Origin of the sequence: Aeromonas sp. R2-1, assembly GCF_040908425.1 — a bacterium.
GTDB classification, from domain to species: domain Bacteria; phylum Pseudomonadota; class Gammaproteobacteria; order Enterobacterales; family Aeromonadaceae; genus Aeromonas; species Aeromonas caviae.
This window is the reverse complement of sequence record NZ_JBFODR010000003.1, coordinates 1-21366: the sequence shown is the minus strand read 5'-3', so window position 1 is coordinate 21366 and position 21366 is coordinate 1. Positions and strand designations below refer to the sequence as shown.

General features: G+C 59.2%; 20 protein-coding genes. 5 read left to right on the top strand and 15 right to left on the bottom strand.

The features are described from left to right. Nucleotides 1-23: 23 nt before the first annotated feature. The 14 genes from AB5Y80_RS00220 to mioC form a co-directional block, all read right to left on the bottom strand. Nucleotides 24-452: a F0F1 ATP synthase subunit epsilon gene (locus AB5Y80_RS00220; protein ID WP_010672259.1), complete on the bottom strand. Its 429-nt coding sequence runs from the start codon at nt 450-452 to the stop codon at nt 24-26. 18 nt (nt 453-470) lie between these two features. After that, the gene (atpD, locus tag AB5Y80_RS00215; RefSeq protein WP_010672260.1) at nt 471-1859 is read right to left on the bottom strand and encodes a F0F1 ATP synthase subunit beta; all 1389 of its coding nucleotides are present in this window, start codon (nt 1857-1859) and stop codon (nt 471-473) included. A 33-nt stretch (nt 1860-1892) separates the two neighbouring features. After that, nucleotides 1893-2759, bottom strand: a complete 867-nt coding sequence (gene atpG / locus AB5Y80_RS00210; protein WP_010672261.1) for a F0F1 ATP synthase subunit gamma — start codon at nt 2757-2759, stop codon at nt 1893-1895. Between the two features lie 42 nt (nt 2760-2801). Then, nucleotides 2802-4343, bottom strand: coding sequence for a F0F1 ATP synthase subunit alpha (gene atpA, locus AB5Y80_RS00205; protein WP_041214174.1), 1542 nt, complete (start codon nt 4341-4343; stop codon nt 2802-2804). Between the two features lie 15 nt (nt 4344-4358). Then, entirely contained in the window at nt 4359-4892 is a 534-nt protein-coding gene (gene atpH / locus AB5Y80_RS00200) for a F0F1 ATP synthase subunit delta (protein ID WP_010672263.1), read from the bottom strand. A 13-nt stretch (nt 4893-4905) separates the two neighbouring features. Beyond that, nucleotides 4906-5376 carry a F0F1 ATP synthase subunit B gene (atpF, locus tag AB5Y80_RS00195; protein ID WP_010672264.1) on the bottom strand — a complete coding sequence of 157 codons (471 nt, stop codon included), beginning with the start codon at nt 5374-5376 and terminating at the stop codon, nt 4906-4908. A 51-nt stretch (nt 5377-5427) separates the two neighbouring features. Beyond that, complete coding sequence (atpE, locus tag AB5Y80_RS00190; RefSeq protein WP_010672265.1) at nt 5428-5667, bottom strand: F0F1 ATP synthase subunit C; 240 nt, start codon at nt 5665-5667, stop codon at nt 5428-5430. 58 nt (nt 5668-5725) lie between these two features. Further along, the gene (gene atpB / locus AB5Y80_RS00185) at nt 5726-6508 is read right to left on the bottom strand and encodes a F0F1 ATP synthase subunit A (protein ID WP_010672266.1); all 783 of its coding nucleotides are present in this window, start codon (nt 6506-6508) and stop codon (nt 5726-5728) included. A gap of 8 nt (nt 6509-6516) precedes the next feature. Further along, the gene (locus AB5Y80_RS00180; RefSeq protein ID WP_048209371.1) at nt 6517-6927 is read right to left on the bottom strand and encodes an ATP synthase subunit I; all 411 of its coding nucleotides are present in this window, start codon (nt 6925-6927) and stop codon (nt 6517-6519) included. A gap of 190 nt (nt 6928-7117) precedes the next feature. After that, nucleotides 7118-8026: a ParB/RepB/Spo0J family partition protein gene (locus AB5Y80_RS00175; RefSeq protein ID WP_010672268.1), complete on the bottom strand. Its 909-nt coding sequence runs from the start codon at nt 8024-8026 to the stop codon at nt 7118-7120. After that, nucleotides 8023-8826 (bottom strand): ParA family protein, encoded by an 804-nt coding sequence (locus AB5Y80_RS00170; RefSeq protein WP_029313362.1) that lies wholly within the window; start codon nt 8824-8826, stop codon nt 8023-8025. The genes AB5Y80_RS00175 and AB5Y80_RS00170 overlap by 4 nt, the downstream gene beginning before the upstream one ends. Nucleotides 8827-8853: 27 nt before the next feature. Continuing rightward, the gene (gene rsmG, locus AB5Y80_RS00165; RefSeq protein ID WP_323940317.1) at nt 8854-9480 is read right to left on the bottom strand and encodes a 16S rRNA (guanine(527)-N(7))-methyltransferase RsmG; all 627 of its coding nucleotides are present in this window, start codon (nt 9478-9480) and stop codon (nt 8854-8856) included. Between the two features lie 20 nt (nt 9481-9500). Continuing rightward, a complete protein-coding gene (gene mnmG / locus AB5Y80_RS00160; RefSeq protein ID WP_113069303.1) occupies nt 9501-11390 on the bottom strand; it encodes a tRNA uridine-5-carboxymethylaminomethyl(34) synthesis enzyme MnmG in 1890 nt (629 codons plus the stop codon). A gap of 508 nt (nt 11391-11898) precedes the next feature. Then, complete coding sequence (gene mioC / locus AB5Y80_RS00155; RefSeq protein WP_368172376.1) at nt 11899-12348, bottom strand: FMN-binding protein MioC; 450 nt, start codon at nt 12346-12348, stop codon at nt 11899-11901. Nucleotides 12349-12719: 371 nt separating this feature from the next. Here mioC and AB5Y80_RS00150 point away from each other — a divergent pair, with 371 nt between their 5' ends. The 5 genes from AB5Y80_RS00150 to fhuB are packed head-to-tail and all read left to right on the top strand — an operon-like array spanning nt 12720 to nt 20259. Next, nucleotides 12720-14828, top strand: coding sequence for a TonB-dependent siderophore receptor (locus AB5Y80_RS00150; protein WP_029313364.1), 2109 nt, complete (start codon nt 12720-12722; stop codon nt 14826-14828). Nucleotides 14829-14888: 60 nt separating this feature from the next. Next, nucleotides 14889-16535, top strand: a complete 1647-nt coding sequence (locus tag AB5Y80_RS00145) for a multidrug ABC transporter permease/ATP-binding protein (RefSeq protein ID WP_368172375.1) — start codon at nt 14889-14891, stop codon at nt 16533-16535. Between the two features lie 46 nt (nt 16536-16581). Then, a complete protein-coding gene (locus AB5Y80_RS00140; RefSeq protein ID WP_010672275.1) occupies nt 16582-17346 on the top strand; it encodes an ATP-binding cassette domain-containing protein in 765 nt (254 codons plus the stop codon). Between the two features lie 31 nt (nt 17347-17377). Next, nucleotides 17378-18280 (top strand): ABC transporter substrate-binding protein, encoded by a 903-nt coding sequence (locus AB5Y80_RS00135; protein ID WP_323882208.1) that lies wholly within the window; start codon nt 17378-17380, stop codon nt 18278-18280. Then, nucleotides 18277-20259: a Fe(3+)-hydroxamate ABC transporter permease FhuB gene (gene fhuB, locus AB5Y80_RS00130; protein ID WP_368172374.1), complete on the top strand. Its 1983-nt coding sequence runs from the start codon at nt 18277-18279 to the stop codon at nt 20257-20259. The genes AB5Y80_RS00135 and fhuB overlap by 4 nt, the downstream gene beginning before the upstream one ends. Before the next feature lie 420 nt (nt 20260-20679). Here the strand turns inward: fhuB and AB5Y80_RS00125 are convergent. Further along, nucleotides 20680-21366, bottom strand: a 687-nt coding sequence (locus tag AB5Y80_RS00125) for a HipA domain-containing protein (RefSeq protein WP_368172373.1), incomplete at its 5' end; no start/stop codon positions are given.

The window sequence follows — 21366 nt, the reverse complement described above, 5'->3', positions numbered from 1 at the left end:
GGTCGCTTTTTGCATCACCGTGATTAACGGTAATTCTTTTTGACGATATCGATAACCCGCAACTGGGCCATCGCTTTGGCCAGCTCGGCAGACGCCTGAGCATAGTCGATATCACCATGGGAGCTGTTGATCCGCTCTTCGGCACGACGTTTGGCTTCCTGGGCTTTCGCCTCATCCAGATCGTCTGCGCGAATGGCGGTATCGGCCAGCACGGTCACGGCTTCGGGTTGTACTTCCAGCATGCCGCCGGAGATGTACAGCACCTCTTCGCTACCATTTTGCTTGATCAAGCGGACCAGGCCCGGCTTGATGGCAGTCAGCAACGGAGCATGACCGTGGCGGAGACCCAGCTCACCTTCGGAGCCTGATACCTGGGCGGATTGCACGCGACCGGAAAACAGTTTTCCTTCGGCGCTCACCACATCCAGGTGAAAGGAGATCATCTCAGCCATGGGCCCTCCTATCGAGGCTTACAGTTTCTTGGACTTCTCGACGACTTCGTCGATGCCGCCAACCATGTAGAACGCCTGCTCCGGCAGATCGTCATACTCGCCCTTCAGGATGCCCTGGAAGCCACGGATGGTTTCCTTCAGCGGCACGTATTTGCCCGGAGAACCGGTAAATACTTCGGCCACGAAGAACGGCTGGGACAGGAAACGCTCGATCTTACGGGCACGGGCTACGGTCAGTTTGTCTTCTTCTGACAGTTCATCCATACCCAGGATGGCGATGATGTCCTTCAGCTCCTTGTAGCGCTGCAGTACGGTCTGAACGCCACGAGCGGTCTCGTAGTGCTCCTTGCCAACCACCAGCGGATCCAGCTGACGGGAGGTGGAGTCCAGCGGGTCAACGGCCGGGTAGATACCCAGTGCCGCGATCTGACGGGACAGTACGACGGTCGCATCCAGGTGGGCGAAGGTGGTCGCCGGAGACGGGTCGGTCAAGTCATCCGCAGGCACGTAAACGGCCTGTACGGAGGTGATGGAACCAGTCTTGGTGGAGGTGATGCGCTCTTGCAGAACACCCATCTCCTCGGCCAGGGTCGGCTGGTAACCTACTGCGGAGGGCATACGGCCCAGCAGTGCGGATACTTCGGTACCGGCCAAGGTGTAACGGTAGATGTTGTCCACGAAGAACAGCACGTCACGACCTTCGTCACGGAACTTCTCGGCCATGGTCAGGCCGGTCAGCGCCACGCGCAGACGGTTTCCGGGCGGCTCGTTCATCTGACCGTAAACCAGAGATACTTTGTCCAGTACGTTGGACTCCATCATCTCGTGGTAGAAGTCGTTACCCTCACGGGTACGCTCACCTACACCGGCGAACACGGAGTAACCGCTGTGCTCGATCGCGATGTTACGGATCAGCTCCATCATGTTGACGGTCTTGCCTACGCCGGCGCCGCCGAACAGACCAACCTTACCACCCTTGGCGAACGGACATACCAGGTCGATAACCTTGATGCCGGTCTCCAGCAGCTCGGTGCTGTTGGACTGATCTTCGTAGCTGGGGGCTTCGCGGTGGATGGACCAACGCTCTTCTTCGCCGATCGGACCCTTCTCGTCGATGGGGTCGCCCAGTACGTTCATGATACGGCCCAGGGTCGAGGTACCGACCGGTACCTGGATGGCCTTGCCGCTGTTAACTACTTCCAACCCACGACGCAGACCGTCGGAGGAACCCATGGTGATGCAACGCACGACGCCGCCGCCGATCTGTTGCTGAACTTCCAGTACCAGACCCTGGCCTTGGCCTTCGCTGACAACCTTCAGTGCATCGTACACCTGGGGCACGGCATTCTGCGGGAACTCGATGTCCACCACAGCGCCGATGATTTGGACGATGAAACCGTTACTCATGTCAAATCCTCTAAACCTTTGATAACCCTTGCCTTACACCGCAGCAGCACCGGAAACGATCTCTGTGAGCTCCTGGGTAATACTGGCCTGACGGGCCTTGTTGTATACCAGTTGCAGATCGTTAATCAGGTTGCCGGCGTTGTCAGTCGCGGCTTGCATGGCAACCATTCGGGCTGCCTGTTCACTTGCCAAGTTTTCTACCACACCCTGGTAGACCTGGGATTCGACGTAGCGAATCAGCAGGGTATCCAGCAGTTGCTTGGGATCCGGCTCATAGAGGTAGTCCCAGTGGTGCTTCTTGGCGAGCTTGCTGTCTTCTGTTACGGGCAAAGGCAGCAGTTGATCGACTTTTGGTTGCTGAACCATGGTGTTGACGAACTTGTTGTACACCAGATACAGCCTGTCAATCTCACCGTTGTCGTAAGCCTTCAGCATGACCTTCACTGAACCGATCAGGTCATTGACGCTCGGGTTGTCACCCAGTCCGGAGACGTGGGCCTTCACCTTGGCGCCGTGCCGTTCAAAGAAGTTGGAGGCCTTGTTACCGATCAATGCCAGGTCAACCTTGGCACCTTTCGCGCTCCATTGCTTCATATCATTGAGGGCAGCCTTGAACAGGTTGATGTTCAGACCACCACACAGGCCACGGTCGGTGGAGACGACGATGTAACCCACTCGCTTCACCTCACGTTCGATGAGGTAGGGGTGCTTGTATTCCAAGTTCCCCTGAGCGATATGGCCGATCACCTTGCGCATGGTTTCAGCGTACGGACGGCTGGCAGACATGCGTTCCTGCGCACGGCGCATCTTGCTCGCTGCCACCATTTCCATAGCGCTGGTGATCTTCTGAGTGTTCTTCACACTCCCGATCTTGTTACGTATCTCTTTTGCGCCGGCCATCTCTTCTCTCCATCAGGTGGCAGCTTGCGCTGCCACACACGCTTACCAGGTCTGGGTTGCCTTGAAGTCATCCAGCAACGCAGTCAGCTTGCCAACGATCGTGTCGTTGTAGTCGGCCTTGGCATTGATTTCAGCCATCAGCTCGGCATGCTGGGTATTGGCGTAAGAGAGCAGAGCGGCTTCGAAGTCGACGATCTTGCTCAGTTCGACATCGGCGAGATAACCCTTCTCGGCGGCGAACAGCACCAGGGACTGCTGGGCCACGCTCATCGGAGAGTACTGCTTCTGCTTCATCAGCTCGGTGACTTTCTGACCGTGATCCAGCTGCTTGCGAGTAGCATCGTCCAAGTCGGAAGAGAACTGGGCAAATGCCGCCAGTTCGCGGTACTGGGCCAGCGCGGTACGGATACCACCGGACAGCTTCTTGACGATCTTGGTCTGAGCAGCACCGCCCACACGGGATACGGAGATACCCGGGTCAACCGCCGGACGAATACCGGAGTTGAACAGCTGGGAGGTCAGGAAGATCTGGCCGTCGGTGATGGAGATCACGTTGGTCGGAACGAACGCGGAGACGTCACCGGCCTGGGTTTCGATGATCGGCAGGGCGGTCAGGGAACCGGTCTGGCCTTTCACGGCACCGTTGGTGAACTTCTCTACGTACTCGGCGTTGACGCGAGCAGCACGCTCCAGCAGACGGGAGTGCAGATAGAAGACGTCACCCGGGTAAGCTTCACGTCCAGGCGGACGGCGCAGCAGCAGGGAGATCTGGCGATAGGCAACGGCCTGCTTGGACAGGTCATCATAGATGATCAGTGCGTCTTCGCCGCGGTCACGGAAGTACTCGCCCATGGAGCAACCGGCGTAGGGAGCCAGGTACTGCAGAGCAGCCGCTTCGGAGGCAGAAGCCACGACCACGATGGTGTTGGCCAGGGCGCCGTGCTCTTCCAGCTTGCGCACCACGTTGGCGATGGTGGAGGCCTTCTGGCCGATCGCAACGTAGACGCACTTAATGCCGGAATCTTTCTGGTTGATGATGGTGTCGATGGCGATGGCGGTCTTACCAACCTGGCGGTCACCGATGATCAGCTCACGCTGGCCACGACCGATAGGGATCATGGCATCGATGGCTTTCAGACCGGTCTGGACTGGCTGGTCAACAGACTTACGCTCGATAACGCCCGGGGCGATCACTTCGATCGGCGAGAAGCCGTCGTTGTCTACCGGACCCTTACCGTCGATCGGCTGACCCAGGGTGTTGACCACCCGGCCCAACAGACCACGACCGACCGGCACTTCCAGAATGCGGCCGGTACCCTTTACCTTCATCCCTTCGGCCAGATCGGCATAGGGGCCCATTACTACGGCACCAACGGAGTCACGCTCCAGGTTCAATGCCAGAGCGAAGCGGTTGCCCGGCAGCTCGATCATCTCACCCTGCATGGCATCGGCCAGACCGTGGATACGAATGATGCCGTCGCTTACAGAAACGATGGTACCTTCGTTACGCGCTTCGCTTTTGACATCAAACTGCGCAATGCGCTGCTTGATCAGCTCGGCGATTTCAGTGGAATTCAGTTGCATGCTCTAATACCCCAATCAAGATTGCAGCGCATCGGCCATGCGATCCAGCTTACCGCGGACCGTGCCGTCGATAACGAGATCACCGGCCTTGATGAGCACCCCGGCCATCAAGGACGCATCTGTGCTGCAATTCAGCTTCACTTTGCGCGCGAGACGTTGTTCCAGAGAAGCCTGAATATTGGCTTTCTGCTGGTCGGTCAGTTCGATCGCCGAAATCACGTCAGCCTGAACTTCTTTGTCCAGTTCAGCCTTGAGCGCGACGAATTCGGCAACGACCGCCGGCAGCACACCCAAGCGACCATTCTCGGCCATCACCCGGATCAGGTTCTGACCGTGCTCGTTGAGCTGCTCACCGCAGACACCGACAAACAGCTTTGCCAGTTCTTCGGCAGCAACGGAGCCGTTTACCAGGCTGTGCATGGTCTCGTTTTCTGCCACCTGAGCGGCGAAATCGAGCATCTCCAGCCATTGGTCAACCGCCTTGTGCTCAACGGCAAACTCGAAAGCAGCCTTGGCGTAGGGGCGAGCGATTGTAGTCAGTTCAGACATAGCCCCGTTCCCGTTACAGTTCTGCTACCAGTTTGTCGACGATGTCGCTGTTGGCAGCCTGGTCGATTTGGCGTGCCAGGATCTTCTCTGCACCCGCGATGGCAAGAGCAGCAACCTGCTTGCGCAGTTCTTCTTTGGCACGATGACGTTCAGCTTCGATCTCTGCACGGCCCTGAGCCAGGATTTTCTCCCGCTCAGCTTGGGCTCCGACAGCGGCCTCATCAATGATCTGGGCCTTGCGTTTGTTGGCCTGATCGATGATTTCAGCAGCCTGAAGCTTGGCTTCTTTCAGCTGATCGGTGGCGTTGGCCTTGGCCAGCTCCAGATCTTTCTTGGCACGTTCTGCAGAAGAGAGGCCGTCAGCGATTTCTTTCTGACGGGCTTCGATGGCAGCCATCAGCGGCGGCCATACGTACTTCATGCAAAACACTACGAAGATGAAAAAAGCAACTGCTTGGCCGAGGAGGGTGGCGTTGATATTCACAGCCGATGTCCTCTTTAGTTAGTTAATGGGTTCTGCGTGAGTCGTAATGACTTAGGCAACCGCAAACATCACATACAGACCCAGACCAACGGCGATCATCGGGATCGCATCCACCAGACCCATCACGATGAAGAACTGGGTACGCAGAACAGGGATCAGGTCAGGTTGACGAGCTGCACCTTCCAGGAACTTGCCACCCAGGATACCGATACCGATGGAGGCGCCGATAGCCGCCAGACCCATCATCATTGCAGCAGCGATGTACAGCAGGTCCATGTTCAAGTTTTCCATGAGGATCTCCATTTATTTAGATGTAATTGATTGTATAAAAAGGATTATTTGAGTTGCATCAACCATGGTCTTCCTGCGCCATCGACAGATAGACGATGGTCAGAACCATGAAGATAAACGCCTGCAAAGTGATGATCAGGATGTGGAAGATTGCCCAAGGCACGGACAGGATCCACTGTGACCACCAGGGTAACAAACCCGCAATCAGGATGAAGATCAGTTCGCCAGCATACATGTTGCCGAACAGTCGCAGACCCAATGAAACAGGCTTGGAAATCAACGTGACGGTTTCAAGGATGAAGTTAACCGGGATGGCAGCAGGGTGGTTGAAAGGCTGAAGCGTCAGCTCCTTCACGAACCCGCTGATACCCTTGACCTTGATGCTGTAGTACAGGATCAAGAAGAACACGCCCAAAGCCATGGACATGGTGATGTTAACGTCAGCAGAGGGAACCACACGCAGATAGGGAACACCCATCAACTGTGCAGCGTGAGGGATAAAGTCAACGGGGATCAGGTCCATGAAGTTCATCAGGAAGATCCACACGAACACCGTCAGGGCCAAAGGTGCGATGACCTTGTTGCGACCATGAAAGATGTCCTTGACGTTACCATTCACAAACTCGACCAGCATCTCCACAAAGCACTGCAGCTTACCGGGCACACCGCTGGTGGCCTTGACGGCAACCTTGCGGAACAACCAGATAAACAGGGCGCCTAGCACGACGGAAAATATCATGGAATCGATATTCACCGTCCAGAACCCGGACCCTACTTGCAGGTGGGTCAGGTGGTGGGAGATATATCCCTGAGGAGTCAGGACTTCTCCGGTTGCAGACATGAGTTTTCCTAATAGTGGTTGTTAAGCGTGAATGAAACTATCCACTGTACAACGAGGGCGAGGATATAAGTGGCGAAGAACGAGGCGGTGTCGACCTCAATCCCGGCGCCAAACAGCAGGGCGAAAAGTCCTGTTGTAGTAATGAGCTTAATCCCTGCCCCACCATAAAAGTCCCGCAAAACCAGGCCTACGCTCTCTTTCGTCACCTTGCGGCGCAGAACCCAGAGCGTGAACAGGGCTTGAGGAACCCAGTACATCCCCCCTCCGTAGAGAGAGGATTGTCCGGCGAACTTTCCCGCCTGATAAAACCAGACGGTGGCGATCGCCAGGATCAGGACCAGCTGACAAACGAGCATAGCCAAGGCCAGCGTCAAACCTTCCAAGGCTATTTTCTGCTTCACCAACCTACCCCTGAACATTACAGAACTGTAAAAAATCGGGATCCGAAGACCCCAGGTTCACAGCTCGAAAAGCCGGTCAAATTATACCCGTGAAGACGGCTATTGCAACATGGCAAAAATCCTTAATTTTTGCGGCTTTCCGCGCGAAATTAAGGTTATGTTCATATCGAAAGTAATGGATGTTTTATTACTACAAAAAGCGTAAAAATCACGATTCTGACAGGCCAAAATAGCCCAATACCCGGTCCAAATCTGCCAAGTTATCGTAACTTATTACTAACTTGCCGCTATCTTTCTTGCCCGGCTGAAGTTGCACCTGATTGCCAATTTTTTCAGAAATCTGGCGCTCGAGATAACCAAACTGCGGATCGCGGACGGGTTCAACCCTGGTTTTTGCCGGTTCCAGTGCTTTTTGCACCAGCTTCTCGGTATCTCGCACTGTCAGCCCCTTCTGGGCCACCAGTTTGGCCAGCTCTGACTGGGCCTGGCCGCTCAGGGCCAGCAGGGCACGGGCATGCCCCATGTCGAGGTCGCCGTGCTCCACGAAGCGCTTCACGTCCTCGTTGAGCTGGTTGAGACGCAGCAGGTTGGTGACCGTGGTGCGGGACTTGCCTACCGCCTCGGCAACCTGCTGGTGAGTCAGTTCGAACTCCGTCAGCAGGCGCTGGAGGGCGACGGCCTCCTCGATGGCGTTGAGATCTTCACGCTGGATGTTCTCGATGAGTGCGATGGCGACGGCCGCCTCGTCGGCGACATCCTTGACCAGGCAGGGCACCACTTCGAGACGGGCCAGCTGGGAGGCGCGCCAGCGGCGTTCACCAGCAATGATTTCGAAACGGTTTTCACCGATGGAGCGAACCACGATGGGCTGGATCACCCCTTGTGCACGGATGGAGTTGGCCAGCTCCTCCAGCGCATCCTGGGACATGTCCTTGCGCGGTTGGTATTTGCCGGACTGCAACCACTCCACCGGCAGCTTGCGCAATTCCCCCTGATTGGTCGGGGCCATGGCCTGTTCGGTGCGCTGGTCGCTCATCACCTGTTTCTGGCGGGCGGCCGTGCTGGTGCTGAGCAGGGCGTCCAGCCCCTTGCCCAGCCCACGTTTCTTCGGCGTCATATGCTCTCTCGATCTGCGGTGAGCGGCTGGGACTCCTGTTCCTGGCGGCGCAGGATCTCGCCAGCCAGGGCCAGATAGGCCTTGGCCCCCACCGATGATTTGTCATAGTGCATGGCTGGCGCGCCAAAGCTCGGCGCCTCCGCCAGTCTTACGTTGCGGGGAATGATGGTGCGATAGACCTTGTCCCCGAAATGCTGTTTCAGCTGATCGGACACATCATTGGCCAGCCGGTTGCGATGATCGAACATGGTGCGCAGCACCCCTTCGATCTTCAGCTCCGGATTGACCACGGCTGCCAGCTTGCTGATGGTGTCCACCAGGGCGGTCAGCCCTTCCAGCGCATAGTATTCGCACTGCATGGGCACCAGCACGGAGTCGGCGGCGGCCATGGCGTTCACCGTCAGCATGTTGAGAGAAGGCGGGCAGTCGATGAAGACGTAGTCGTACTTGTCCCTGACCGAGGCCAGGGCGTTGCGCAGGCGGATCTCGCGGGCAAAAAACTCCATCAGGCGGATTTCTGCCGCGGTCACGTCGGCATTGGCGGCGATCAGGTGATAGCCTCCCGAGGTTTCGGGGATGATCACCTCGCCGATGGGGGCATCTTCGATCAACAGTTCATAGGCAGTGCGTTCGACATCGTACTTGTCGACGCCACTGCCCATGGTGGCATTGCCCTGCGGATCCAGATCGATCACCAGCACCTTGCGCCGGGTAGCGGCCATGGAGGCGGCCAGATTCACGCAGGTGGTGGTTTTACCCACTCCACCTTTCTGGTTGGCTATGGCAATGACTTTTCCCACACTGTCCCCTAAATGAATGCGGCGGCCCTATTCGGGCTGGATGGCTTTAAACTCCAGCAGATGGCGTTCGCCTTCCAGTTCCGGCACCACCAGCTTGTGGGTGGCAACCAGGCGAATGCTGGCAGGCAGCTGTGCCAGTTCCTGCTCGGGGTATTGTCCCTTGAGCGCCAGGAAGCTGCCCTCGGGTGACGGCAGATGATGACACCAGCTCAGCATGTCCTCCAGGGAGGCGAAAGCCCGGCTCAGTACACCATCAAATCCGGTCTCGGTTTGATACTCCTCCACCCGGGATTTGACGGGGGTCACATTGGTCAACCCCAGCTCCAGGATCACCTGGCGGATGAAGTTGATCCGCTTGCCCAGGCTGTCGAGCAGCACGAACTGTTTGTCCGGATTGATGATGGCCAGCGGCAGTCCGGGCAGACCCGGACCCGTTCCCACATCGATGAAGCGTTCACCGTGCAGGTGAGGACTCACCACCAGGCTGTCGAGGATATGCTTGACCAGCATGGCGTCCGGATCTCGCACCGAGGTGAGATTGTAAGCCTTGTTCCACTTGTGCAGCAACTCGACCAACTGCACCAACTGGGTCTTCTGGGTTTCGGTGATAACAATTCCGGCCTGCATGAGCAGGCCGTTCAATCTTTGCAGCATGTTGTCCAACGGGGAATTCCTCAGGCGGTTTTACGCAGCAGGCCGTGTTTCTTCAGGTGCACCAGCAAGATGGAGATGGCGGCAGGGGTGATGCCGGAGATGCGGGACGCCTGACCAATGGTCTCTGGCTTGGCATCGTTGAGCTTGGCGATCACCTCGTTGGAGAGACCGTTCACGTCGCGGTAGTTCATGTCCAGCGGCAGCAGGGTGTTTTCGTTGCGCAGCTGTTTCTCCACCTCGTCGTGCTGACGCTCGATATAACCGGCGTACTTGATCTGGATCTCCACCTGATCCGCGGCAGCCGCATCGGTCAATGCAGGCCCCACACCCTCGATGGCCATCAGGGCATCGTAGGTCACCTCGGGGCGACGCAACAGCTCTTCCAGGCTCTGCTCCCGGGTCAGGGGAGTGTTGACCAGGGCGTTGACGGCCTCCAGAGACGGATGCTGCGGATGGATCCAGGTCGAGCGCATGCGCTGACGTTCCTGCTCCACCTGTTCCACCTTGGCATTGAACAGGCTCCAGCGATGATCATCCACCAGACCCAGCTCGCGGCCGATGGCGGTCAGGCGCAGATCCGCATTGTCTTCCCGCAGCAGCAGGCGATATTCGGCACGGCTGGTGAACATGCGATAGGGCTCGCGGGTCCCCAGGGTGGAGAGATCGTCCATCATCACGCCCATGTAGGCTTGATCCCGGCGTGGGTGCCAGGCTTCCTTGCCCTGAGCGCGCAAGCCCGCGTTCAGACCGGCCATCAGGCCCTGGGCAGCGGCCTCTTCATAGCCGGTAGTGCCGTTGATCTGGCCGGCGAAGAAGAGGTTCTCGATGCACTTGCTCTCCATGTTGGCCTTGAGATCCCGCGGATCGAAGAAATCGTACTCGATGGCGTAGCCAGGGCGAGTGATATGGGCATTCTCGAAGCCACGGATCGAGCGGACGATCTGCACCTGCACGTCGAACGGCAGGCTGGTGGAGATCCCGTTCGGGTAGAGCTCGTGGGTGGTCAGTCCTTCCGGCTCGACGAAGATCTGGTGCGCCGTCTTGTCGGCAAAGCGGGTGATCTTGTCCTCGATCGACGGGCAGTAGCGCGGGCCTATCCCCTCGATCACTCCGGCGTACATGGGGCTGCGATCCAGGTTGTTGCGGATCACCTCGTGGGTCTGCTCATTGGTATGGGTCACGTAGCAAGGCATCTGGCGCGGATGCTGGTTGGCGTTACCGATGAAGGAGAAGACCGGGCGAGGATCGTCGCCATGTTGCTGCTGCATCACGGAAAAATCGACGGTGCGTGCATCGATGCGTGGTGGCGTGCCCGTCTTGAGGCGATCGATGCGCAGCGGCATTTCACGCAGGCGCTGAGCGAGGGCGATCGAGGGAGGATCCCCGGCGCGGCCCCCTTTGTAGTTCTCCATGCCGATGTGGATCAGACCATTGAGGAAGGTGCCAACGGTCAGTACGACCGTCTTGCCGCTGATGCGGATCCCGCTCTGAGTAACGACCCCGGCGACGCGATCCCCGTCCATGACCAGATCGTCGCAGGCCTGCTGGAAGATCTTCAGGTTCGGGTAGTTCTCCAGGGTCTGACGCACCACAGCCTTGTACAGCAGGCGATCCGCCTGGGCACGGGTAGCCCGCACCGCAGGGCCCTTGGAAGAGTTGAGCGTGCGAAACTGGATCCCGCCGAGATCGATGGCCTGCGCCATGATCCCGCCCAGGGCGTCGACTTCCTTGACCAGGTGTCCCTTGCCGATCCCGCCGATCGCCGGATTGCAGGACATATGCCCCAGCGTATCTATGTTGTGGGTGAGTAACAGGGTATTGAGACCCATGCGGGCTGCCGCTGTTGCTGCTTCGGTTCCTGCATGACCGCCACCGACGACGATCACATCAAATTGTTCATGGTATTGCATTGGGGATCACCTTGATCTGCACGCCTGAAGATCTTTGTTTGCCTGGTCTGAAGGGCGGATCATTCTATCTGTTTAGCATCCGGAGGGAAACGTCTACTTCAGGATCAGTATGGATCAGGGATCGGTTAAATAGATCTTAAGGATCTTTAGATCGATCTTTTATTGGATCTTTTATTAGGATCCACGACTTCTGTTGATAAGGCACTTTTGATCATAAAGATCATTCGGTTAAGGTCGATCGCTGCTTGTGGAAAAGCTTGGATCCAGAGGGGGCGAACGGGGGGATAACATGGGTTTTTATACACAGAGACATGGTTGGCAAGATCTAATACATGAATAACTATATGTTTTACAGAGCTTAGCACCTAAGTTATACACAATTATCCGAGCTCATGTGGGGAGCTCTCGGGAAAAACTTATCCGGATCCCTCTGTTAATAACCTGGTGGATAGGGATCTGGGGATAACCAGGGAGATCGGGGGTCGTGACCGGATCTCCCTGGCCCTGATCAGCCGATCAAGGTCATCCAGTCGTGGATCCAGGTTTCTGCGGCATCTTCGGGGATCTCGTGCTGGGTCACGTCTATTTCCAGGAGATCCCCCAGTCGGCTGGCACCGCACCCGGCCAGCAGCCGATCCAGCGTCTTGCCGCCCTGGCAGAAGGTGTCATAACTGCGATCCCCCAGGGCGATCACTCCGTACTGGAAGGCGGCGAGATCCGGCTGCAGTTCGGCAAGATCCCGGGCAAAGGGCTGCAGATTGTCGGGTACGTCCCCCGCACCATGGGTGGAAGTGACCACCAGCACGATTGCTTCTGGTTCGGTCAGGATCCTGGCCAGGCTGGCGGGGTTGTGGATCTCCGCCTGGTGGCCCGCCTGTTCAAGCAGGCCGACCACATGATCTGCGACATATTCGGAGGCCCCCAGCATGGAGCCGACGACGAGGTTGAGTTTGGCCATGGAATGGATCCTGATGTCATCGAAAAAGTGAAGAGGGGGGATCTTACCGCCAAAGCATGTGGATAAATATGGATAAAGCTTGGGGATAAGGATCCTGTCCACTTTTTTGCAGCCAAAACCGGTCTCGTAGCCGTTGTGGCGCCTTCTTTCCGCCTGTTGCGACCTCATCGCACCTTTCGTTGTCAAACGACACTTCAAAACATCAATTAACAATGCAGATGCAAATGATTAGCAATTATTGAATCGATTCGATCACGGCACCTGTAGTAGCATGGCGCTGCTTTATTCGCCTGAGGCGCCGGGCTGACCGGTCCAATTGGGCACCCATAATAAGAAATCAAACATAACTTATTGATATTTGAGACACTTATATGATTGCGCAAAAAAATACCCCGAATGCCGTGATGCGAAAGAGAGGCGCACAGCTGCTGCCGCTCTCCTGTCTGCTGGCGTCCCTGCCCGTGTTGGCGGCGGAACAGGCGGATAAAGAGTTGCCCAAGGCGGGCGAAACCATGGTCGTGACCGGGACCGCCATGAAGGTCGAGGTCCCCATGGCAGAGACCCCCCGTGCCGTCTCCGTGGTCAATCGCGAAGAGCTGGACCAGCACGCCGTACTCAAGCTCGACGAGTCCCTGCGCTATCGCTCCGGCGTCCTGTCCCAGTCCTACGGTTCGGACACGGACGCGGACTGGTTCAAGGTGCGTGGCTTCGATGCGGCTTCTTACCTGGATGGCAACCGCCTGTTCAGCACCGGTTACTATGTCTGGACCCCGGAACCCTTCGGCCTTGAGAGCGTGGAAGTGCTCAAAGGCCCGGCCTCCATTCTGTATGGCGAAGCCCCTCCCGGAGGCGTCATCAATGCCATCAGCAAGCGTCCGACCGCGACCCCGCAGGGACTGGTGAACCTGCAACTGGGCAACCGGGATCTGCGCCAGGTCGGGGTGGATGTCTCCGACACCCTTACCGACAACAGCCGTTATCGTCTGGTGGCCCTCTACAACGAGCGGGACGGCGTGCTGGATGGCACCTACAACGAGCGCGCCTATCTGGCGCCGAGCGTGACCCTGGATATTTCGGATCGCACCACGCTGACGCTGCTCTCCAGCTTCAAGCACGATGAAGGGGTGCCGACCAACGGCTTCTTCCCGGTTTACGGCACCCTGAATACCTCCGGCGGCCAGATCGATCCCTCCACCAACCTGAGCCAGCCGGATTACGATCGCAATCGCAATACCCAGATCTCCGCCGGGTACGAGCTGGCCCACCAGCTCAACCAGACCTGGGAGTTCAAGCAGAACGTTCGCTTCAACTACAACGATCTGCTGCTGCGCCAGACCTATATCTTCCCGACCTATGAAGGCACCACCGCCTACCGCGGCCTGGTCTACCGGGATGGGGATACCAAGAGCGCCACCATGGACAACCAGATGGTGGGCTACTGGAACACCGATAGCACGGAGCAGACCCTGCTGCTGGGGGTGGATCTGCAGCGCCATGTGAATGAAGGCCAGGAAGCCGACAACTATGGCATGGGCGCCATCAACACCATGAACCCGGATTACAGCGGTTTCCCCGGTTTTGATGAATCCACTGCGACCCATCAGAAGAGCACCAAGGGTCAGAGCGGCCTCTATGCCCAGCACCAGATCCGCTGGGATGATCGCTGGCTGCTGACCGCGGGCGGTCGTTTCGATTACGTGGAAACCCACAACATCAGCGAAGCCAAGAGCAAGAACGAGAAACAGTACGACGACAACCTCTCTCTCTCCGGCAGCCTGATGTACCTGGCCGACAACGGTCTCTCCCCTTACTTCGCCTATGCGGAATCCTTCGAAGTGCTGCCGGGGATAGACCCCAACACCGGCAACTCCTACAAGCCGCTGGAAGGCAAGCTCTACGAGACCGGGGTCAAGTACGCACCCAGCTTCCTCGATGGCTACATCAACCTGGCGCTGTTCGATCTGGAGCAGACCAACTCCCTGGTCTCTACCGGCTCCGGCCAGCAGACCCAGGCCGGTGAAGTGACCTCCCAGGGGGTCGAGCTGGAAGGGAGCGTGCAGGCCACCGAGGCGTTGCGCCTGACCGCTGCCTATACCTATACCGATGCCAAGACCAACGACACCGGCAACGGCGATCGTCGTGCGAGCCTGATCCCGCGCCACCAGGCCTCCTTCTGGGGCAACTACAAGGTGCAGCAGGGCCCGGTATCCGGTCTTGAGCTGGGTTCCGGCGTGCGCTATGTGGGTTCCAGCGTCGGCATCGGCGCGGTGAATGCGGACTACACCCCCATCTATGGTTCCGCCCAGGTACCGGCACACACCGTATGGGATGCGATGATCGGGTATGACTTTGCCAAGAACTGGCGTGCCCAGATCAACGTCAACAACCTGCTGAACGACACCTATGTGGCGAGCTGCGACTACTACTGCTACTACGGCGAGCCGCGCAGCATAGTCGGCACCGTCAACTACCGCTGGTAAGCGACAGGCCGGGCGGGGGCGAAGGCTCCCGCCCTCCTTCCATTCATCTACAGGCCTGTCATGGAACTCTTGTCACTGGTTTATCGCCAATACCGTTGGCCCTTCATCGCCATTACCCTGCTCAGCCTGCTGAGTGCTGTCAGCGGGATAGGCGTCATTGCCTTCATCAATCAATCACTTATCGAATCAGTCGGGGATCCGCTGCCGATCCTGGGTCAGCTTGTCGGCCTTGTCTTGCTGCTGCTGGTGATCACGCTCGGATCCCAACTGGCCCTGACCACCCTGGGTCACCATTTCGTCTACCGGTTGCGTGGCCGCCTGCTCAAGCAACTGCTGGATACCGACGTCGCCCGTCTGCGTCAAATAGGGCAGGGGCCGCTCCTGGCCTCCCTTTCCAGCGACATCGGTCAGATCACCATCGCCTTCGTGCGCCTGCCGGAACTGGTACAGGGCCTGGTGCTCACTCTGGGCTCCATCATCTACCTTGGCCTGCTCTCTCCCGCCTTGCTCGGTGTTACCGCCCTCTGGGTCACCGTGACCATGGTGGTGGGCTGGCTGCTGGTGAACCGGGTCTATCGCCACCTGGCGCACATGCGCCAGGCCGAAGACAGGCTCTACCAGAACTACCAGTCCATCATCGCCGGGAGCAAGGAGCTGGCGCTCAACCGCGAGCGTGCCCACTTCGTCTACCACCAGCTCTATGAGCAGAATGCCCGGGACTACCGGGAGCAGATCATCCGCGCCGATACCTACCACCTGAGCGCGGTGAACTGGTCGAACATCATGATGCTGGGTGCCATCGGCCTGGTCTTCTTCCTGGCCAACGGGCTGGGCTGGGCCAACACCAATGTGGCCGCCATCTTCGCCCTGACCCTGTTGTTCCTGCGCACTCCCTTGCTGCAAGGTATCGGAGCCTTGCCGACCCTGATCGCCGCCCAGGTGGCGTTCGACAAGATAGCTGCCCTCAATCTGGCAGAGCCGGACGAAGCGTTCCCGTTGCCGCCTGCGCCTCGCTCCTGGCAGCGCATCGAGCTGGAGCAGGTGAGCTTTCACTATCAGGGGGAGGGCGGTTTCTCCGTGGGCCCCATCAATCTGGTGATCGAGCGGGGGGAGCAGATATTCCTCATCGGTGGCAACGGCTCCGGCAAGTCGACCCTGGCCATGCTGCTGACCGGGCTCTATCAACCGGTCTCTGGCCGGATCCTGCTGGATGGGGAGCCGGTCACCGATCGCAACGGCTATCTGGGGCTCTTCTCCGCCATCTTCACCGACTACCACCTGTTCCAGCATTTGCTGGGGCCCGAGCCGAAAGAGGCGTTGGTCGCCGAGTGGCTTGAGCGGTTGCAGATGGGCAGCAAGCTTGCCATCGAGGATGGCTTCATCGCCGATATCGACCTCTCCCAGGGCCAGCGCAAGCGGGTCGCCCTGCTGCTGGCCCTGGCAGAGCAGCGGGAGGTGATGCTGTTCGACGAGTGGGCCGCGGATCAGGATCCCCAGTTCCGCCGCATCTTCTATCAGGTGCTGTTGCCGCGTCTCAAGGAGATGGGCAAGACGGTGATCGCCATCAGCCACGACGATCACTACTTCTCTCTGGCCGATCGCCTGCTGGAGATGCGCCAGGGCCGCCTCACCGAACTGACCGGCGAGCAGCGCGAGCAGGTGAGCCGGGATGCGGTCGCCCATCTGGATGGCAAGGTGCCGGCCTGATGCTGGCATCGATGAGACTGGCAGCAAGCCAGCACAGGAATTGCTTATGTTCGAGATGAAATCCGCCAGCTTCGCGGTCAATGACCGCACGCTGCTGCACCCTACCAGCCTTCGCTTCGAGCAAGGTCGGGTCTATGGCCTCATCGGCCACAACGGGTCGGGTAAATCGACCCTGATCAAGCTGCTGGCGCGCCAGCAACCCCACAGCGGCGGGGAGATCCTGTTCGATGACCAGCCGTTGTCTGCCTGGGGCAACCGGGAGTTTGCCCGTCAGGTGGCCTATCTGCCCCAGCACCTGCCGAGTGCCGAAAACCTGCTCGGCCGCGAGCTGGTGGAGATGGGGCGCTACCCCTGGCGCGGCCTGCTGGGCCGGATGGGAGCGGAAGATCACCGTCAGGTGGAGCGGGCCATCGCCCTGACCCACACCGAACGCTTTGCCGATCGGCTGGTGGATACCCTCTCCGGCGGTGAGCGGGGGCGAGTCTGGCTCGCCATGCTGCTGGCCCAGGAGAGCCGTTTCATCCTGTTGGACGAGCCGCTGGCCGCCCTGGACGTGGCCCATCAGGTGGAGGTGCTCACGCTCGTCAAGCAGCTCAGCCGTCAGCTCAACCTCGGGGTCATCATCGTCATTCATGACATCAACATGGCTTCCCGTTTCTGCGATAGGCTGGTGGCGCTGCACTCCGGCCGTCTGCTGACCCACGGCGAGCCCGAACAGATCATGACAGGGGAGACCCTGAACGCCATCTATGGCATCCCCATGGAGGTCATTCGCCATCCGGCCCATGACCACGCCATCGCCATCGTCTGACCGGGGGCCGCTCTTGAACCGTTTATTGAAGATGGCGCCCTGTCTGCTCAGTCTGCTGCTGCCCCTGGCAGGGGAGGCCGGGCAGCTTGTCACCGCCACCGGCGCCACCAGCTCCACGCCCCGCATCGCCACAGTGGACTGGACCATAGCCGAGACCCTGCTGGCTCTGGGGGTCACCCCGATGGCGGTGGGGGATGTGGCCCCCTATCGCGCCTGGGTCGGTGAACCCCAGCTTCCTGCCGGGGTGATCGATATCGGGCTGCGTGCCCAGCCCAACCGGGAACTGTTGGCGGAGCTCAAACCGGATCTTATTCTCATCTCGCCGCTGGCGGCCCCCCTGGCGCCGACCCTCTCCCGCATCGCGCCGGTGCACTCCATCGCCCTGTATGAACCGGGCACCGATCTGTGGCTGCGACTGCGGGAAGCGACCCTGACCATAGCCGCCCTGGTCAACAAAGAGGCGGAGGCCGAACGCCAGCTCGCCGCACTGGAGCAGGATCTGGCACAGATGCAGGCGGCGCAGCCCGCCGATCTGCCCCCCTTGCTGGTGGTGCAATTCATCGATGAGCGCCATGTGCGGGTGTTTGGCCGTGGCAGCCTGTTCGAGGCAGTGATGCAGCGCCTCGGCCTTCGCAACGCCTGGCAGGGAGAGACCAATGCCTGGGGATTCTCGGTCGCGAGCCTGGAGCAGTTTCTCGGGATGCCGGATGCCAGGCTGGTGGTGGTGGACCCCGTGCCCGTAGGAGTTGGTGAAAAACTTCAGGAGCCTGGATTGTGGCAGCATCTCCCGCTGGTACAGAACAATCCAGTGATCCATCTGCCTGCGACATGGAGTTTTGGTGGCATATTGGCGGCCCGCCGCTTCGCCACCCTGCTGGACGGTGCCTTGCGGGAGCAGGCTGTCCACAGAGCAACCGGGGGATCAAATCAATGAGCTCTTCTCTTTCTTCGCCCCTGCTGCGCCCGGGTCTCTGCCTGTTGGTGCTGACACTGGGGCTGGCCTGCGCCGAGCTGTCGCGTCAACTGCCGGGGGCGCTCTGGTGGCAGGCCCTGTTCTCCCCCGAGCTGGACGATGCCCGCCAGGCGGTGGTCCATTTCAGCTGGCTGCCGCGCCTTGCCATCTGCCTGCTGGCCGGTGCCGCCCTCGGGCTCGCCGGTACCCTGATGCAGCAGGTGCTGCGCAATCCCCTGGCCTCGCCCACCACCCTGGGGGTGGCCTCTGGCGCCCAGCTGGCGCTGATGATGGTGACCCTGCTCGCCCCCTCCTGGCTGCTGATCGGGCGGGAGTGGATCGCCATGGCCGGGGGAAGCCTGGCCATGGGGCTGGTCTTCGCCCTGGCTTGGCGCCGTCAGCTCAATCCCGTGGTCATCGTTTTTGCAGGGCTGGTGATAAACCTCTATCTGGCCGCCATCAGCATGGGATTGCTGCTGTTCTTCCAGGAGGATCTCAAAGGGTTGCTGGTGTGGGGGAGCGGATCTCTGGCCCAGAACAGCTGGAGCGGCGTCGGCTATCTGCTGCCACGGTTGCTGTTGGCCGCGATGCTGGCGGCGGTGCTGGTGCGCCCGCTGGCAGTGCTGGAGCTGGACGATGCCAGCGCTCGCAGCCTGGGGGTCTCTCTCAAGCATCTGCGCCTGGCTGGTCTGGGTCTCGCCGTGTTCATCACCGCCTGCGTGGTGAGCGTGGTGGGGCTGATCGGTTTTATCGGGCTGGCGGCGCCCGCCATGGTGCGGCTGCTGGGGGTCAGAAAACTGGCCCAGCGGCTGCTGTGGGCGCCCATCCTCGGCGCCCTGTTGCTGGCGGCCACCGATCTGCTGCTGCAGACCCTGAGCCGGTTCTGGCCTGTGCTGATCCCGACCGGCGCCATGACGGCCCTGTTGGGGGCGCCGCTGCTGCTCTGGCTGATCCCGCGTCTTGGTATCAAGCAGAGTGCGCCTAAGGCGAACTCCTCCCTGCAGTTGGCCCGCCATCCGGCGCCAACTCGCCTTGTCGGCCTGATGGTGTTGGGGCTGGCTGCGGCGGTGATCGCCTCCCTGTTGTTTGGGCAGGGAATGGGCGGCTGGGGCTGGCCGAGCTGGCTGCGGTGGCAGGTCCAGCTGGAGTGGCGCTTGCCGCGCACGCTGGCAGCGGGTGCCGCAGGCGTGTTGCTGGCGCTGGCAGGCACCCTGTTGCAGCGAGTCAGCAACAACCCTATGGCGAGCCCCGAACTGCTGGGGGTGAGCGGTGGCACCTTCATGGGGGTGATTGCGGTGGCCCTGTTGCTGCCCGCCTTGCCGCTGCCCATGATGCTGCTGGGGGGGCTGGTGGGCGCCTTCGCCTGCCTGTTGCTGCTGGTGCTGATCAACCGGCGCAACGGCTTCCAGCCGGAGCGGATACTGCTGTCTGGCATCGCCATCACGGCGCTGTTCGAGCCGTTGCAGGCCATCGCCCTGGCCAACGGCGACCTGCGGGTGCAGCAACTGCTCTCCTGGATGTCCGGCTCCACCTATTACGTCACCCAGCCGGTGGCCCTTGCCCTGGTGGTACTGGCGCTGCTGATGCTGGCAGCCTGCCTGCTGGTGAGCCGCTGGCTCGATCTCATGCCCATGGGGCCGGCGGTAGCGACGGCTCTGGGGATCCATCTCGGCCGTGCCCAGCTCACCATCCTGCTGCTGGTGGCCGTGCTCACCGCCAGTGCCACCATGGTGATAGGCCCGCTCTCCTTTGCCGGTCTGCTGGCGCCGCACCTGGCCAGATTGATGGGGCTGGTGAGGGCGCGCTGGCACCTGCTCGGCGCCGCAGGCTGTGGTGCTTTGCTGATGGTGTCGGCGGACTGGATCGGCCAGCAGATCCTCTTTCCCCAGGAGGTGCCCGTCGGTCTGGTCTCCACCCTGTTAGGGGGTGCTTACTTCATGTGGTGCCTTCGCCGCCTCTAGGTCAGTGGATGAAAAGCGCACAAAAAAAGCCCGGGATGAACCCGGGCTTTTCATTGCCTGCTCCGCGGATTTACTTGCCGATGCAGAATGTAAATAATTTATTATCTTCAATATGTTAGTGACTTTTCGGGGGCCACTTGGGGTAAAAGTAACTAAAACAGCATATTGAGAGGCCGCTCACGGGTTTCTGCCATCGTGCAGCGTTCCCATATAGTCCATTCTCGATCGTGCAGCCTTCCCATATGAATCAACGCGATGCCACCACACGCAGTCAAAGCCGCCTTTTAGGTGAGTTTTGAACATATTTTGAACCGACTATAGCATCGTCCGGTGCCTAGAAAGCCGCTTTACTCTTCGAACCGTGCAAGTTTCCCCATAGGTAGTTTGGCTAACCGTGCAGTCATCCCACATACCGCCAATTTAATCCCAACCCTTTATCAGCCTGGCTGAGCGGGCTTTTAGGCCCTCTAGAATGGTGCTGCTGATGGTATCGGGGAAGTCTGCTGGCAATTGCTGGGTAACGCGCTCAATAACATCATCAACGGAGTTGGCCAGTTCTGTCAGGATCTCTTCCATAGCAGAACGCTCAAATCCCACAGTTTTTGCCGTTTGGAAGAAATGACGCGGGAATATCTGCTCAATGGAGTACTTCTTTCCCTTGCTGCTTGCTAGGCCCATAGCGAGCTTGGCGTCCCTTCGGTTGAGGCCTCGGCCACCAAACACTGGATAGACAGATAGGATGTCGTAAAAAGGGGTCAGGCGAAAACGCCCTTCCGGTTCAATAAAGACCGAGAAGTTCTTTGCATGGCCATCGGTGGCTGCCAGCAGCCAGAACAGGACCTGAGATTTCATGAACAGGTAGCGATCCTGTTCTGGTGTCGCAGAGCCCAGCAAGGTTTTCATGATGTCTGTGATCCCTGGTCCTCCATGGCTCTCGTATTTCCGTGCTGACGGAACATTCAATACCTGACAGAAATCTTCTTGGGGAAGGCGCATTATCCAACTGCGATCGGCAGCGTAACGTCTGTCGAAGCGTTCCACAGCCAGTGCTTTGACCTGGCCAACCTGCATCATGAAGCAGTGAGGTACGGGTAGACCAAACTCCTT